The organism is Pseudomonas sp. R1-7 (genome assembly GCF_051132105.1).
Classification (GTDB): Bacteria; Pseudomonadota; Gammaproteobacteria; order Pseudomonadales; family Pseudomonadaceae; genus Aquipseudomonas.
The window spans coordinates 4,810,722-4,826,871 of the sequence record NZ_CP071661.1 but is presented as its reverse complement, the minus strand read 5'-3'; the positions used below and the strand labels follow the sequence as shown (position 1 = coordinate 4,826,871).

13 protein-coding genes and 1 pseudogene are annotated in these 16,150 nt (G+C 61.0%); 7 read left to right on the top strand and 7 right to left on the bottom strand.

Annotation, left to right across the window (positions count from 1 at the left end):
• Positions 1-78: 78 nt before the first annotated feature.
• From J3P79_RS21635 to J3P79_RS21625, 3 genes are all read left to right on the top strand, one after another.
• Entirely contained in the window at positions 79-1,227 is a 1,149-nt protein-coding gene (locus J3P79_RS21635; protein ID WP_434605614.1) for a pyridoxal phosphate-dependent aminotransferase, read from the top strand.
• Positions 1,215-2,009 carry an amidohydrolase gene (locus J3P79_RS21630; protein ID WP_434605612.1) on the top strand — a complete coding sequence of 265 codons (795 nt, stop codon included), beginning with the start codon at positions 1,215-1,217 and terminating at the stop codon, positions 2,007-2,009. Before J3P79_RS21635 ends, J3P79_RS21630 begins: the two co-directional genes overlap by 13 nt.
• Before the next feature lie 64 nt (positions 2,010-2,073).
• On the top strand, positions 2,074-2,490 hold the full coding sequence (locus J3P79_RS21625) for a hypothetical protein (RefSeq protein ID WP_434605610.1): 417 nt from the start codon (positions 2,074-2,076) through the stop codon (positions 2,488-2,490).
• A gap of 96 nt (positions 2,491-2,586) precedes the next feature.
• On the opposite strand, the gene leuA is transcribed toward J3P79_RS21625, so the two are convergent.
• From leuA to xseA, 3 genes are all read right to left on the bottom strand, one after another.
• Positions 2,587-4,266, bottom strand: a complete 1,680-nt coding sequence (gene leuA, locus J3P79_RS21620; RefSeq protein ID WP_039592105.1) for a 2-isopropylmalate synthase — start codon at positions 4,264-4,266, stop codon at positions 2,587-2,589.
• A gap of 379 nt (positions 4,267-4,645) precedes the next feature.
• Entirely contained in the window at positions 4,646-5,467 is an 822-nt protein-coding gene (locus tag J3P79_RS21615) for a peptidoglycan DD-metalloendopeptidase family protein (protein ID WP_434605608.1), read from the bottom strand.
• 3 nt (positions 5,468-5,470) lie between these two features.
• Positions 5,471-6,850, bottom strand: a complete 1,380-nt coding sequence (gene xseA, locus J3P79_RS21610; protein ID WP_039592102.1) for an exodeoxyribonuclease VII large subunit — start codon at positions 6,848-6,850, stop codon at positions 5,471-5,473.
• Positions 6,851-7,001: 151 nt separating this feature from the next.
• On the opposite strand from xseA, the gene J3P79_RS21605 reads away from it, so the two are divergent.
• The 3 genes from J3P79_RS21605 to guaA all read left to right on the top strand — a co-directional run bounded on the left by J3P79_RS21605 (position 7,002) and on the right by guaA (position 10,827).
• Complete coding sequence (locus J3P79_RS21605; RefSeq protein ID WP_434605606.1) at positions 7,002-7,550, top strand: sugar ABC transporter ATPase; 549 nt, start codon at positions 7,002-7,004, stop codon at positions 7,548-7,550.
• Between the two features lie 150 nt (positions 7,551-7,700).
• The gene (guaB, locus tag J3P79_RS21600; protein ID WP_039592097.1) at positions 7,701-9,170 is read left to right on the top strand and encodes an IMP dehydrogenase; all 1,470 of its coding nucleotides are present in this window, start codon (positions 7,701-7,703) and stop codon (positions 9,168-9,170) included.
• Between the two features lie 79 nt (positions 9,171-9,249).
• The gene (guaA, locus tag J3P79_RS21595; RefSeq protein WP_045155136.1) at positions 9,250-10,827 is read left to right on the top strand and encodes a glutamine-hydrolyzing GMP synthase; all 1,578 of its coding nucleotides are present in this window, start codon (positions 9,250-9,252) and stop codon (positions 10,825-10,827) included.
• Positions 10,828-10,896: 69 nt separating this feature from the next.
• On the opposite strand, the gene J3P79_RS21590 is transcribed toward guaA, so the two are convergent.
• The 3 genes from J3P79_RS21590 to J3P79_RS21580 form a co-directional block, all read right to left on the bottom strand.
• A complete protein-coding gene (locus tag J3P79_RS21590) occupies positions 10,897-11,901 on the bottom strand; it encodes a DUF3883 domain-containing protein (protein WP_434605604.1) in 1,005 nt (334 codons plus the stop codon).
• Positions 11,902-12,000: 99 nt separating this feature from the next.
• Positions 12,001-13,095: a hypothetical protein gene (locus tag J3P79_RS21585; RefSeq protein WP_434605603.1), complete on the bottom strand. Its 1,095-nt coding sequence runs from the start codon at positions 13,093-13,095 to the stop codon at positions 12,001-12,003.
• A gap of 3 nt (positions 13,096-13,098) precedes the next feature.
• Positions 13,099-14,760 (bottom strand): hypothetical protein, encoded by a 1,662-nt coding sequence (locus J3P79_RS21580; protein WP_434605602.1) that lies wholly within the window; start codon positions 14,758-14,760, stop codon positions 13,099-13,101.
• Positions 14,761-14,949: 189 nt separating this feature from the next.
• On the opposite strand from J3P79_RS21580, the pseudogene J3P79_RS21575 reads away from it, so the two are divergent.
• Positions 14,950-15,210: pseudogene (locus J3P79_RS21575) on the top strand (helix-turn-helix transcriptional regulator); the annotation flags it as partial.
• 115 nt (positions 15,211-15,325) lie between these two features.
• Here the strand turns inward: J3P79_RS21575 and treR are convergent.
• Positions 15,326-16,030, bottom strand: a complete 705-nt coding sequence (treR, locus tag J3P79_RS21570; protein ID WP_434605600.1) for a trehalose operon repressor — start codon at positions 16,028-16,030, stop codon at positions 15,326-15,328.
• Positions 16,031-16,150: the final 120 nt, after the last annotated feature.

Genomic DNA, 16,150 nt, shown 5'->3' with positions numbered 1-16,150 from the left:
TTTCATGCCCGGCGATTGGGCTATCCTCGACCTCTCCCGCGCCGCACCAGAGCCGGGTGCAGACCCAGGGAAACCTCGATGATCACCAGCAAGTTGCCGAACGTCGGCATCACTATTTTCACCCAGATGTCCCAGCTCGCCGCGCAGACCGGTGCGCTGAACCTGTCCCAGGGTTTTCCCGATTTCGATGGCCCGCAAGCCCTGCGCGATGCGGTCGGCCGGCACATAGCCCAAGGCCACAACCAATATTCCCCCATGACCGGCCTGCCGGCGCTGCGTCAGCAGATTGCGGCGAAGATCGCCCGCAGCTATGGCGCCAGCGTCGATGCCGATCAGGAAGTCACCGTGACCCCTGGCGCGACCCAGGCGATTTTCTGCGCCATCGCAGCGGTGGTTAACAGCGGCGACGAAGTGATCGTCTTCGATCCTGCCTACGACAGCTACGAACCAGCCGTGCAACTGGCCGGCGGGCGTTGCGTGCACGTTCAGCTGGGCGTGGACGACTTCGCCATCGACTTTGACAAGCTGGACCAAGCCCTGGGCCCGCGCACGCGCATGATCATCCTCAACACGCCGCACAACCCCAGCGGCGCCCTTATCAGCCGCGCCGAGCTGGACCAGTTGGCGGCCTTGATCCGCGACCGCGACATCTACCTGATCAGCGACGAAGTCTATGAGCACCTGGTGTTTGACGGCGTGCCCCATGTCAGCGTGCTAGCCCATGAGGAGCTGTATCGCCGTGCCTTCGTGGTCAGTTCGTTTGGCAAGACCTACCACGTTACGGGCTGGAAGACCGGTTACGTCGTGGCGCCCCCGGCCCTGACGGCGGAGCTGCGCAAGGTGCATCAATACGTCAGCTTCTGCGGCGTGACCCCATTACAGTATGCGTTGGCTGATTACATGGCCGAGCATCCGGAGCACGTCGACGAGCTGCCGGACTTCTACCAGGCCAAGCGCGACCTGTTCTGCGATCTGCTGGCGCCGTCGCGGTTCAGCTTCAAGCGCGTCACCGGCACTTATTTCCAGCTGGTGGATTACTCGCAGATCCGCCCGGACCTCAATGACGTCGACATGGCAGTGTGGATGACCCGCGAACACGGCGTGGCGACCATTCCGATCTCGGTCTTCTACCAGAACCCGCCACAGGGCCAGCGCCTGGTGCGCCTGTGCTTTGCCAAGCGCGAGGAGACGCTGCGCGAAGCGGCGGAAAAACTATGCGTGATCTGAGCGCGTTGCCGAACCTGAACATTGCCTTGATCCAGACCACGTTGGCCTGGCACGACCGTCGGGCCAACCTGGAACATTTCGAGGCACTGCTCGACCAGGCGCGAGGGGCGGACCTGGTCATCCTGCCGGAAATGTTCACCACCGGTTTTTCCATGGAGTCCGAGGCCCTGGCCGAGCCGGAGCACGGGCCCACCAGCCGATGGCTCAAGGACCAGGCGGCGAAAATGGATGCGGTGATCACCGGCAGCGTGATCATCCAGGCTGGCGACGGCAGTCATCGTAATCGCTTGCTGTGGGCACGGCCCGATGGCGAGGTGCTGCATTACGACAAGCGCCATTTGTTCCGCATGGCCGGCGAGCACAACCATTACACGCCGGGCGAGCGGCAGGTGCTGTTCGAGCTCAAGGGCTGGCGGATCCGACCGTTGATCTGTTACGACCTGCGTTTTCCCGCGTGGAGCCGCGACGCCGAGGACACCGATCTGTTGCTGTACACCGCTAACTGGCCGGGCGCCCGGCGCCAGCATTGGAACCGCTTGCTGCCGGCGCGGGCCATCGAAAACCTGTGCTACGTGGCGGCGGTGAACCGGATCGGCACCGACGGCAAGGGCTTCGCCTACACCGGCGACACCCAGGTGCTCGACTTCCAGGGTGAGACGCTGCTCAGCGCCGGTGAAGCCGATGGGGTGTTTTCTGTTTCCCTGAGTGCGACGGAGCTGGCGGCGTATCGCACTCGGTTTCCGGCGAACCTGGACGCTGATCGCTTCGAATTCACGAATTGAAACGATTCAGCCCTCAAGAACGGCTGTTGCGTGCCGATAACGGGTCAGCCAAGGAGGAGTCCCTATGACCAGCATCAGCGCAACGACCGTAAACCCTTATCCATTGTCGGCCCCGAAAGTCTCCATCCGTGGGGCCGAAGAAGAAAAAGCGGTCAGTCCAGTAACATCGTCTGAAACCGGCGAAGGCAAGGACAAGACACTGAAAGTCGACACCAGTGGCGCGAACATCGCCGGTGTGGGCGGCAGCAGTGGCAGCAACGTTATCGAACAGCTGAAGAAGCAGATCGAGCGGACCGAGAAGTTGCTGGCCGAACAGCAAGCCCAACTGGCCCGAGTGCAGAAAAGCCGAGCCGACCAGGAACAAAAAGCCCAGGAAACCATGGCGATCCAGACCCAGATCATGGCAACCCAGGCGACTTTGCAGACCCTGCAGGCAGCGCTGTTGCAGGCGATGACAGTTTCGATCGATACCCATGCCTGACATTCTGGTTGTCTGACAGGCCGCACAAAACCATCAAGCCAAACAAAAAGGCCCCGGGGTTCACACCCCAGGGCCTTTTTGATTTTCAGTGACCGATCAAGCCGCCTTGGCTTCCGGCTGGCTCAGCGAGCGGTTCAGCGCACTGAACAGTGCCTTGAAGCTCGCGGTGGTGATGTTCTCATCGATACCCACGCCATGCACCGCACGCTCGCCGTTGACCCGCAGTTCGATGTACGCCGCCGCCTTGGCATTGGTGCCGGCACCGATGGCATGTTCGTTGTAATCCATGATCTCCACCGGAATCGGCAGGCCGGCCACCAGCGCTTCCAGCGCGCCGTTGCCTTTGCCGCGCCAGTGCAGGTTGGTCTCGCCCTGGCCCTTGCTCGCCACTTCCACTTCCACGGCGCTGTTGCCGTTTTCTTCTTGCAGGCGATGGCTGACCAGCGCGTACGGGGTGTTGGCTTGCAGGTATTCACGCTGCAGCAGGGCATGGATCTGCTGGGCGGTCATCTCCAGGCCCAGGCGATCGGTTTCGCGCTGCACCACCTGGCTGAACTCGATCTGCATGCGTCGCGGCAGGCTGATGCCATATTCCTGTTCCAGCAGGTAGGCGATACCGCCCTTGCCCGACTGGCTGTTGACGCGAATCACCGCCTCGTAGCTGCGGCCGATGTCGGCCGGGTCGATCGGCAGGTACGGCACCTCCCACAGGGTATCCGGTTTCTGCTGGGCGAAGCCCTTGCGTATCGCATCCTGGTGCGAGCCCGAGAATGCGGTGTGAACCAGGTCGCCGACGTACGGATGACGTGGGTGCACCGGGATCTGGTTGCATTCCTCGACCACTTTGCGTACGCCATCGATGTCGGAGAAGTCCAGCTCGGGGTCGATGCCCTGGGTGTAGAGGTTCAGCGCCACGGTCACCAGATCGACGTTACCGGTGCGTTCGCCGTTGCCGAACAGGCACCCTTCGACACGGTCGGCACCGGCCATCAGGCCCAGCTCGGTGGCGGCCACGCCGGTGCCACGGTCGTTGTGGGTGTGCAGGCTGATGAGCACGCTGTCACGACGGCTGATGTTGCGGTGGAACCACTCGATCTGGTCGGCGTAGATGTTCGGGGTGGCGACTTCCACGGTGGCCGGCAGGTTGAGGATCACCTTGCGTTCCGGGGTAGGGTTCCACACTTCAATCACTGCGTCGCAGACTTCCTTGGCGAACTCCAGCTCGGTGGCGCTGAAGGTTTCTGGAGAGTATTCGAACTGCCACTGGGTTTCCGGCTGTTGCGCGGCGTACTTGACGAACAGCTTGGCCGCGTTCACCGCGATCTCCTTCACGCCTTCCTTGTCCTGGTTGAACACGATGCGGCGGAACGATGGGCAGGTGGCGTTGTAGAGGTGGACAATGGCTTTCTTGGCGCCACGCAGGGATTCGAACGTGCGGGCGATCAGGTCTTCACGGGCCTGGGTCAGCACCTGGATGGTGGTGTCGTCCGGGATGTGGCCTTCCTCGATGAGGGTGCGCACGAAGTCGAAGTCGGTCTGGGACGCGGCCGGGAACGACGCTTCGATTTCCTTCACGCCCACGGCAACGAGGGTTTTCCAGAAGCGCAGCTTCTTGGCGGCGTCCATGGGCTCGATCAGCGACTGGTTGCCATCACGCAGGTCGGAACTGCACCAGATTGGCGCGGCGGTGATGGTCTTCGATGGCCAGGTGCGATCCGGCAGGTTGATGGTCGGGAAAGCGCGGTATTTCGAAGACGGGTCTTTGAGCATGCTCATGGGCGGAATCCTTATTGTCGTGGCCGGAAAGAGGCGGCCTGCCGGTGGTTCGAATGGGTTGGCCTTTCAGCCGGGACGAGGTGCCGCGATTCAGCCTGGCAGTCGTGCGCTGACGAGGCACAGGCTGCGGTGCTGGCGAAGCTGGATGAGGGTGTGAGAGGTTTTCATGCCTTCAACCCTAACCGTGTGGACGGGGGGTTGCAAGCAGTCGAAAAAAATTGAGAGAAGTTCTGCTTTTAGGTTGGTTTGCGAGATTTAATCGCGTGATGCTGACGTATTTGTAATTTTATTGCGTCGATGTTTCTTGCCTGGCAATCCATGATGACGGACTGCGATGCGGCTGCCCTTCGCGAGCAAGCCCGTTGCATCATCACAAAACTCAGGGTTGAAACGCCCCGATAAAAATCGCCGGATCCACCCGCGCATCGTTCAGGCTGATGTTCCAGTGCATGTGCGGCCCCGTCGCGCGACCGGTAGCGCCGACTTTACCGACCACGGTGCCCCGGGCCAGTTGCTGGCCGACTTTCACATCGATCTTCGACATGTGGCAGAACATGCTGATGAAGCCTTGGCCATGGTCGACGAACACGGTGTTGCCATTGAAGAAGTAATTGCCCGTGAGGATCACCTTGCCGGCTGCCGGAGTCTTGATCGGCGTGCCGGCGGGCACGGCGAAGTCCAGGCCGGCGTGGGGATTGCGCTCTTCGCCATTAAAGAAGCGGCGCACACCAAACTTGCTCGACAGCGGGCCGTTGACCGGTTTGTCCAGCAACAGGTTGCTGGGGATGTTCGGGCTGAAGCTGCGGTAGGCCTTCAATTGCACCGCCAGCTCGGCGTCGATGCGCTTGAGGTCCGCCGGGTTCGGGTTGACCTGACGCTTGTTCTTCAGCGTGATGTGCTGCTCGGGATACTTCTTGTAGCCGACCACGAAGGGTTGGGTGCTGCCGCCGCTGCTGATCTGCTGCGTGCCGGGCTGGACCGTCAGCGGAATGCCGACGATCGCCAGCCAATTCTGCTGTTCCTTGACCACCAACACCGGTTTGCCCTGATAGGTGGCTTTGGGAGCCTGGGCCGCGCTGCCCAGGTCCACCACGGCCACGCCACCGGGCACCGGTTTGTTCAACAGGCGGGTGATGTAGCTGTCGGCGTGGGCGTTGAAGGTCAGGCACAGCAAGAGCAAGGGGCCGAGAAATCGCGACATGAATCAATCCAGTAAAGAAAGGGTGACCGGCGTCAGGTGGTTGTCTTCGACCCGTACCAGCAGTTCGCCTTCGCCGAGCTTGGCGGTCAGGCGCTGGCCGGTGCGGGTTTGCCCGGCGTTGCGTATGGCATGGCCGCGTTCGTCGAGCAGGATGCTATAGCCACGGCCAAGAGTCGCCAGCGGGCTGACGATGTGCAGCGTCTGCATCTGGTTTTGCAGTTGTACGCGTCGCGTTTTAAGACCTTCGCGCATGGCTCGGGGCAGGCGTTCGGCGAGGCTGTCGAGGCGATGGCGCAACATGGCCAGTTGTCGGCCCGGGTGTTGTCCGGCCAGGCGCGTTTCGAGGCGGATCAGCCGTTCGCGGCGGGTATTGAGACTGCGTTCGAAGGCCCGGCGCATGCGCATGTCCAGGTCATCGAGGCGTTGGGCCTGTTGGCGCAGGCGTTCGCCGGGATGGCGCAGGCGCCGGGTGAGGCCTTCGAGGCGCAACTGGTCGCGCATCAAGCGATCGCGCATGCGCATTACCAATCGTCGGTGTAGGCTTTCCACCCGGCGCACCAGGTCGCCGGCATCCGGCGCCAGCAGTTCAGCGGCGGCGGAAGGTGTAGGGGCGCGCACGTCGGCAACGAAATCGCTGATGGACACGTCGGTCTCATGGCCAACGGCGCTGACGATCGGCGTGACGCAGGCGTCCACCGCCCGGGCCACGGCTTCCTCGTTGAAGCACCACAGGTCTTCCAGCGAACCGCCGCCCCGGGCCAGGATCAGCGCATCGAAACCGCGGGCATCGGCCAGTTTCAGGGCTCGGACGATTTGCCCAGTGGCTTCGCGGCCTTGCACGGCGGTGGGAATCAAGGTCAGGGATATCTGCGGCGCGCGGCGGCGGAACACGCTGATGATGTCCCGGATCACCGCGCCGGTGGGCGAGCTGATGATGCCGATGCGTTGCGGATGGGCAGGCAGTGGCACCTTGCGCTCGGCACTGAACAGGCCCTCGGCGCTGAGCTTTTCCTTCAGGGCATCGAAGGCCAGGCGCAGGGCGCCATCGCCGGCCGGCTCGACGGTGTCGAGGATCAGTTGATAATCGCCACGGCCTTCGAACAGCGAGACCTTGCCGCGCACCTTCACCGCCAATCCGTCCTTCAAGGCCTGGCGCACCCGCGCGGCGTTCTGCCGGAACAGTGCGCAACGCACCTGGGCGCCGCTGTCCTTGAGGGTGAAGTACACGTGGCCGGAAGCGGGTCGGGCGAGGTTGGAAATCTCGCCCTCGACCCAGATGTTACTGAACACGTCCTCCAGCAACACCCGCGCGCGGCCGTTGAGCTGGCTGACAGTCAGGACCTCGCGGTCCAGGCCCAATCGGGCAAAGGGATCTTTAATCATGGGCGGCATGATAAGGGCATTCGCTGCTCAATCTCCATGTTCAGCGAAAAACCTTCCGCGAATCGGCGCGGTACAATGCACCATTGCCCATAGGTTCAAGGTGGGCGCGGGCTCGCTCGCCGCCACCAGTAGATTCACCGCAGGATGTCCCATGAATTCGCAAAGCATCATCGTCCCGAAAATTTCCACCTTGCCGGTCCACGAGCCTCGGGCTCGGGCGATCGTGCGCTGGCTGGTGCGCAAGAATATCGTCGAAGAGCAACTGACCACCTGCGGCCGCACTGGCAATCGAATGGCCCACGCTATCGCTCCCGGTGCCCGTGACGTGGTCCTGCATCCCGACGCGCTGCCGTTTGGCGAATCGGTCAACGGCCTGGAGGTCATCACCAAGCGCTGCATTTATACGCCGGCCAAGGGTTTTCTCGAAGAAGCCGGTTGCGCCGAGTGTCGCAAGGAAATCGGCGAAGCGCTGTTTGAAAGCCTGGAAGATTGGATGCCTGGGCGCACCGATAACTTCACTTGTCCTGAATGCGGGCATGAGGACGACATCAACGGTTTCCTGTTCCTGCAACCCTGCGCTTTCTCGAACCTGGGTTTCATTTTCAATAATTGGCTGGAGGCGGGGTTCAAGCAGGACTTTATCGATGAATTCGCCGATTGGCTGGATCAGCCGGTGAGTTGGGTGAAGGTGGAGTTGTAGTGGGGAGAAAACATGCAATTCCCGTGGCCCAAGTACAGTGTTCAGTCCCGCCAATCACCCCGCCAATAATAGACAGAGTTTTACATTGAGCCAGACGGGGTGCATGAGTATAATGGCGCGCTTCCATTTTCCCGCTCGGGAGCCCCCGCGATGCTGCGTATCAGCCAAGAAGCTCTGACCTTCGACGACATTCTCCTAGTGCCCGGTTATTCCGAGGTGCTGCCTAACGAAGTCAGTCTCAAAACCCGTCTCACCCGTGGCATCGAACTGAATATCCCCCTGGTTTCCGCCGCCATGGACACCGTGACCGAAGCCCGTCTGGCCATTGCCATGGCCCAGGAAGGCGGTATCGGGATCATCCACAAGAACATGACCATCGAACAGCAGGCCGCCGAAGTGCGCAAGGTCAAGCGGTTCGAGGCCGGCGTGGTCAAGGATCCGATCACCATCGAGGCTGACGCCACGGTCCGGGATCTGTTCGAACTGACCCGCATGCACAACATCTCCGGCGTTCCGGTGCTGCACGATGGCGACCTGGTCGGCATCGTCACTTCCCGCGACGTGCGTTTCGAAAACCGCCTGGACGCTTCCGTCCGTCAAGTGATGACGCCTAAAGAGCGCCTGGTCACGGTCAAGGAAGGCACCAGCAAGGACGAAGTTCGCGAGTTGTTGCACAAGCACCGCATCGAGCGCGTGCTGATCGTCGACGAGAAGTTCGCCCTCAAGGGCATGATGACCGTCAACGATATCGAAAAAGCCAAGGCCTACCCGCTGGCCAGCAAGGATGACCAAGGTCGTCTGCGCGTCGGCGCCGCTGTCGGCACCGGCAAGGACACCGGTGACCGCGTCGCCGCCCTGGTCAACGCCGGCGTTGACGTGGTGGTGGTCGACACCGCCCACGGCCACTCCAAAGGCGTGATCGACCGCGTTCGCTGGGTCAAGCAGAACTTCCCTGACGTGCAGGTGATCGGCGGCAACATCGCCACCGGCGCAGCTGCCAAGGCCCTGGCCGAAGCCGGCGCCGACGCAGTCAAGGTCGGTATCGGCCCTGGCTCGATCTGCACCACTCGCATCGTCGCCGGTGTCGGCGTGCCGCAGATCAGCGCCATCGCCAACGTCGCCGCCGCCCTTGAAGGCACCGGCGTGCCGTTGATCGCCGACGGCGGCATCCGTTTCTCCGGTGACCTGTCCAAGGCCATCGTTGCCGGTGCCTACTGCGTGATGATGGGTTCGATGTTCGCCGGTACCGAAGAAGCCCCAGGCGAGATCGAACTGTTCCAGGGCCGTAGCTATAAGGCTTATCGCGGCATGGGTTCGCTGGGCGCCATGTCCCAGGCCCAGGGCTCTTCCGACCGTTACTTCCAGGACTCCTCCGCGGGTGCCGAGAAGCTGGTGCCGGAAGGTATCGAAGGTCGCGTGCCGTACAAGGGCACCCTGAGCGCCATCATCCATCAACTGATGGGCGGCCTGCGTTCTTCCATGGGCTACACCGGCAGCGCGGACATCGAAGAGATGCGCACCAAGCCGGAGTTCGTGCGCATCACCGGCGCCGGCATGGCCGAGTCCCATGTCCACGACGTGCAAATCACCAAGGAAGCGCCTAACTACCGTGTAGGTTAAGGCCTTCAGCAAAACGTTAATCACCGGGGCTGTTCATTCAGCCCCGAGTTGTTTCTGATTCACTACATGAGAATGAGTCATGGCCCTCGACATTCACGCTCACCGCATCCTGATCCTCGACTTCGGTTCCCAGTACACCCAGCTGATCGCCCGCCGCGTGCGTGAAATCGGTGTGTACTGCGAATTGCATCCGTTCGACATGGATGACGAAGCGATTCGCGAATTCGCGCCTAAAGGCGTCATCCTCGCCGGCGGCCCCGAGTCCGTGCACGAAGCCGACAGCCCGCGCTGCCCACAAGCGGTGTTTGACCTGGGCGTGCCGGTCTTCGGTATCTGCTACGGCATGCAGACCATGGCTGAACAGCTGGGCGGCAAGGTCGAAGGTTCGGACCTGCGCGAGTTCGGTTACGCCCGTGTCGACGTGGTCGGCAAAAGCCGCCTGTTGGACGGCATCGAGGACCACGTCGACGCCGACGGCCTGTTCGGCCTCGACGTGTGGATGAGCCACGGTGACAAGGTCACCAAGATGCCGGAAGACTTCCACATCCTGGCCAGCACCCCGAGCTGCCCGATCGCCGGCATGTTCAACGACGATCGTCGTTACTACGGCGTGCAGTTCCACCCGGAAGTGACCCACACCAAGCAGGGCGGCCGTATCCTGTCGCGCTTCATCCTCGACATCTGCGGGTGTGAAGCCCTCTGGACGCCGTCGAAGATCGCTGAAGACGCCATTGCCCAGGTCCGCGCCCAGGTTGGCACCGACAACGTGTTGCTGGGCCTGTCCGGCGGCGTTGACTCCTCGGTGGTTGCCGCGCTGCTGCACAAGGCCATTGGCGACCAGCTGACCTGCGTCTTCGTCGACAACGGCCTGCTGCGCCTGCACGAAGGCGAGCAAGTGATGGCCATGTTCGCCGAGAACATGGGCGTCAAGGTGATCCGCGCCAATGCCGAGGAGCAATTCCTGAACAACCTGGCCGGCGAGTCCGACCCGGAGAAGAAACGCAAGATCATCGGCCGTACCTTCATCGACGTGTTCGATGCCGAATCCTGCAAGCTGGACAACATCAAGTACCTGGCCCAGGGCACCATCTACCCCGACGTGATCGAGTCGGCCGGCGCCAAGAGCGGCAAGGCCCACGTGATCAAGTCCCACCACAACGTCGGCGGCCTGCCAGAGGAAATGAACCTCAAGCTGGTCGAGCCGCTGCGCGAACTGTTCAAGGACGAAGTGCGTCGCCTCGGCCTGGAGCTGGGCCTGCCGTATGACATGGTCTACCGTCACCCATTCCCGGGCCCGGGCCTGGGCGTGCGGATCCTCGGTGAAGTGAAGAAGGAATACGCCGACCTGCTGCGTCGCGCCGACCACATCTTCATCGAAGAGCTGCGCAAGGCCGACTGGTACCACAAGGTAAGCCAGGCCTTCGTGGTGTTCCAACCTGTGAAATCGGTGGGCGTGGTCGGTGATGGCCGTCGCTACGCCTGGGTCGTCGCCCTGCGCGCCGTGGAAACCATCGACTTCATGACCGCTCGCTGGGCACACCTGCCGTACGAGCTGCTGGAGACCGTCTCCGGGCGGATCATCAATGAGATCGAAGGGATCTCGCGCGTGACGTATGACGTGTCGAGCAAGCCGCCGGCGACGATTGAGTGGGAATGAGGCATTTGCGCCACACACAAAAGCCCGCGTGACAGCGGGCTTTTGTTTTTGTCGCGGTCAGGCTAAACGTCAAGGTTCGGGCTTTGGTGCGAATGCCCCGATGTAAACGTAAGGCTCAAGGCTAAACGCCTCTTTTAACTGGCGAGGATCGTACTCTGTGACCTGCGGCGTATCGGATAGCGCCGACGTCACCATGGCTAACCTCCAGTCTGGGTTTAGCATCAGTCCTGCATTGTGTTCGTTACGTGTGAGGAAAAAACGTGGCGTCGCGCCGGCCGTGCCCTTAACTTCGACATGTAGCGCTGAGTCTTGGCGCGTGAAAATAAAGTCATACCCGCAGGGAAGGTGTGTCGTGCGTTGGTAGCTGTAGCCTTGTTCTATGTAGTACGCGATCACCGCGTCCTCGGCGGCCAGCTCAACGGCCTTACGGTGTTCAGGGCTGCCAAATCCCCGAAGGGGGTCGGCCTGATCCAGTTCTGGGTCAAAAACGGTGTGCTCATTGGGGTTTTTTATTGCGACTGAAGCCAAACGCGTCATCAATCCCTCGAGCCGAGCTCGCATTCTTTTTTTGTTATCGGTCTTCGTAACGTTTGGGCCGTCGAGAAAAGAGTATTTTCCCTGTTTCACGGAGGGATCCGAGAAAGGCAGAATTCGCTCCTCGGGAGGGATGAAGAAGGCGGATTTGCTGGTTATGCAATATGACCAGTCGTACGCAGGATGGGGAAAAATTTGCTGGCGCTGGTCGGTGTTGTCGGGGCGGACAATCCACTCACCATGAAGCGTTGCGTTTGTATACCAGCCCACCACATGTACACCTCGGGTTGCCGGATTCTTGGCCAGACATACAACCGTCCAGCCTTCCGAGTCGTCGTGATAAGGCGCGTAGTTGCCTCCCTGGGGAGGGACATAACAATAGTAGGTCCCGTCGATATCGGGCATGAAATTGTACGCTTCATGGCCTCGTCCTTCGTTTTCCGTACCTTTGTTCTGATTAAGCCAGGCAAAGTTACCAGCGATGTCGCCGCCTCGATAGTATTCTGACCATCCGAATTTGACCCACAGTATCTTGTTCACCTAATGCCGCTCCTTTGGACAGGTTTTTTGCATTCGCAGCGTCGGGCCGGGCTGCTCGGGTGCCGATCCGGTTTGGGATCATGGATCTGAACAGGCTGCTCAGGACGCTGGTATTTGAGCCTCGTGGATTTCGGCCGGGGCCAAAACAGGCTTCGACGTGCTCCAGAAGGTGAACCCGGCGAGTGCGCCAATGCACATCAATACCAAGCCGCACAGCCAAGCCATGAGATGACGCTGCTCGCGGCGCAGGCGTGTTTCACAATTGTTCTGTTCGTTACGCAGGGCATGCACTTCGGCCTGGCGCGCGGCCTGCTCCTGCTGCCGTTCGCTGCGCTCGTTAAGTAGCGCTTGCCCCTGTTCGGCCAGCACTTCGCGAAGTTCCGAGAGCTGGCGGTCCAGGTCGCGGTGATTCTCGTCCAGCAACTTCCCTTGGAAGGCCAGGTTGGCATCGAGCCGCTCGGTCTGGCCGACGGCCTCGCGTCGCTGTTCGTCGAGTGCAGCGAGCAGACCTTGCTCGACGGCCTGGAGACGTTGTTCCTGGGTTGAGTCGACCGTCTGCTGCAACTGAGTGAGGCGCTGTTCCAAGGTGCTCGCCTGCTCATCGAGCACTTCCCGGAGCACCTGCTGCTGTTCGTCCAGAGCTGCCTGCACCTGCCGCATGCGATTGTCGAAGTCTGTCAGCAGGCGATCCCGGGTTTCCATCACTTCTTTGGCGATGCTTATCAGCATCTCGCCGTGTTCGTCGGTCAGTCCCTGGACTTTCAACAGGTCGGTGACGTATTGGCGCAAGCCTGCGGCCTGATGCTTGATCACGGTCTGGTGCTGTTCGAGGCGCATGTTCTGTCGAGCCAGTTCCTCGGCCTTGGCATCCAGGGTCTTCTGCTGGTCGGCCAGTTGCCCCTGCTGCTCGGTCAGTTGCTGCGCCTGCAGCGAACTGATCACCATCAACTGGGCGAGAGTCTTGGAGAATTCCGCCTGCACTTCCTGGGCGTCGAGCTGGGCGTTCTTCAGTTCCCCGCGATGGAACAGCCGGCCGAGGAAGTTACGCTGCTCATGTTCGTCGCGCACCCTCTTGAAATCGTCTAGGCGCTTGAAGGTACTGTGGAACTTCTCGTACACCTCGGCGATGTCTATCCGGGCTAGCAGGTCGTCGCTGGGGACGGTGCTGGCGAGTTGGCTAATGACCTTGGACATCCCTTATGTTTCCTTCCTGAACTGCTGAAGCAACGAACCGAGGCGTTCGTTGAACTGTTTCTTGCTGTCGATGGCCTGGGATAGCGCGGCGATTGTCGCCGCCTGTTCTCCGACGGTGCCTTGCGCGTGCTGCACCGAGGCTTGCGCGGCCTCGGTTGCCTGGTCGAAGCGCTCGGCGATGCGCTGATTGAGTTGGACCATCATCCGGTAGCGCGCCGACAGGCGGAACTGCAGCTCTACCCGTTCGATCATGCGCTCGCCCAGTTCGGCTGTGGCTTGCAGGGTATCGATCTGCGCGTTGATGAAGTCGGTGCCCTTATCCAGCATCCAATCGATCAGCGAATCGATGGCATACATCAGTAGGGCGTTGGCGAGGCCGGTCATCAGGCCTGTGAGCACAGGGGCGATCATGCCCGCCAGTGGTGCGAGCACCGGGATGCCGACGATGAAGGTGTTCACCGATTGCTCCAGGAGCATGCCTGCACCCAAGGTGAACAGGCCCGCCAGGCTCTTGCTGACCGCGCGCATGACCTCGGCGCCGGACATATTCTTGGGCGGCCAGAGCAGCAGCTTGAGGGCCTTGAACAGCTCTTGCATACCTTCGCGGATGATCGTCACGACCTTGGCCGAGGTGGTAATGAGATTGTTGATCAGGAAGGTCAGCAAGTTGCTCACCAAGCCTTGCATGCCGCCATCGAAGAAGGCTTCGAAGGCGGCCTTGAACTTGCCCTGCACGCGCTTGAGCACGCGCTCCACCGCCGCCACCACGCGGTCGAGCAGGGGCTGTTGGTCGTCGCGCTGGCTGACCACCTTATGCACCTCGACGAAGCTGCCGTTGACCACTTCGAACAACAGCACGCCCATTGCCCGGCGCAGGCCGGTCTTACCGAACTCCTTCGCGCCTGTGATGCCCAGCTCCTTGCCATGGTAGAGCAGGCGGTCCTTTGTATCGGGTTGATGCTGGTCGATGGCGGCGCGGGCTTTGTCAATCAACGGCTTGGTGATGGATTCGTCGTAACCATTTTCGGCAGAGAGCGCAGTCTCTGCCGCGGTATCGCTCTTTTCCCGGTTGTTTTCGAAGGTGGTGAAATTCAGATTGTCTTCTTCCGAGGCCAGCTTCTTGCGCTGCTCCGGGGTCAGCATCCAGCCGCCCTCCTTGTGCACCTGCTTCAAGGGGATGGTGTGGTCCAGCTCTGCGTTCATCACCAGCTTGCCATTGGACTTGGCGGTGCGTTTGGTCGGTGCCTTTTCGTTGGTGTAGGCGTCGACGAAGGTCTGCGAGTTCATCGTGCCGTTCTTCACCGCATCATTCTTCTTTTTCGTTTTCGCGGCTGAGTAGTCGTAGTCGGCTTCGCGATCGTAATGCTCAGAGTCCTTGGCGTAGATGTCCTGGTTGGCATTGTGCTGGGTGGTGACGTTGCCACCGTCGATGTCCGAGAACATCGCCGGGGTCAGGCCGAAGGGGCCGACCACCTGTTGCAGGGCTTCTTCGCGGCAGCGGTCGAGCAGTTCCTGGAGGCGCTTGTCCTTCAGCATCTCGCGTTCGGAGCGCGCGCCATCGGGAACCTTCAGCTGGCGCTGGTCAGCATCGACCACAGAACTGAGCAGGGCATCGATATTGCTGGTGAGCAGCGGATCCACTTGCAGGGTCGGTCGGGAGGTCATGAAACAGTCCTTGTCCAAAGAAGCCTGTGCAGCAGGTGAAAGGGCGACAAAGATGCCATTAGGCCACTATTCATTGACCAGGCACAAGCCGCAGGCGTCGGGGGCTTCATGCAGCTTCCCCGTCACCTTTCGCTACGATTGTCGTCTCAGCGGGTACCAAGACACGCTTATCATCGAACGGTATGGCCTGAGATCGTAGGTGTGTCTCGGCAGAACATGCGCAAGCTGATGTTGGCTCATCCAGGCAGTTTCCCGACGCCGGTGCACGAGGAAAGTGCTTCTATCTGGCATTTGGCGGACGTGCTGACCTGGCTGCAGGCCAGGGGCAACTATTCGCTTACCAGGGAAGTGTTGGATGTCGCCCAGGAGGCGCTGCAGGTCAACGTTGCGAAAGAAGGCCTACGGTTTCCTGGTATGGCTTGCGAAGAGTTGGACGCTTTGGTTGGGTGACCGCCTTGGGAAGTCACTGAACCAGCATTCCGACGCCGTAGACGTGTCCAGGCTTGGCTGGATGCGCGCAACAGTTTTCGATCACGGCCTATGAAGGCTGTCATCTAGGCTGACTTCACCGCCGCGCCACATCCGAAAAATAAAATTTGTCCAGGGTATGCCGCGATTCGGTGTACTCGAACTGCCGGCCGTCCTGGAGAAAGGTCTGGTTGCTGACCACGATCACATGGCTCTGGCCTTCGAGGTCCAAGTGCTGCTGATCGTCCTTGCCACAGCGGACCGCTTCGATGGTGCGCTGGGCGTAGGCGATTTGCAGTTGCAGGGTCTGTTCGATGAAGGCGTAGATCGACTGCACGGCGATGTCACGGGTCAGGCCGGGAATCACGTCGCTGACGAAGTGGTTGATGTCCAGGATCACGCGCTTGCCATCGATTCGCCGGACCCGCTTGATGCGGGTGACCAGGCTGCCGGCGGGGGCCTTGATGTGCTCGAGCAGCGTGCCTTCCAACGGCAACTGGCTGAACTCGACCACTTCGGTACTGACATCGTTGCCCAGGCGCGGGTAGGTCTCCTGGAAACTGACGATGCCGCCGAGCTGGAATTCGATGGGCTGGGTGGACAGCACGAAGGTGCCCTTGCCATGGATCTTCTGCGCGAAGCCGCGCTCCTGGAGTTGTTCGATGGCCTTGCGCACCGTGCCGCGACTGGCCTGGTAGCTGTCCATCAGTTCGGTTTCGGAGGGCAGGCGAGCGCCGCGCTCCAGACGTTCAGTGGTAATGCTGGTCAGGAGATCGTTGTAGATCTGGTTGTATTTGCTCATGGAGAGGGCTCTGTACCGCGCTGTTCACCGGGGCGGAACCTTACGGGCCAAGTGGGGGATTTGTCCAATCACCTGTCATTTTTTCCCGACAGGAGCGTAGGACGTTTCCGGGCTCTTCGG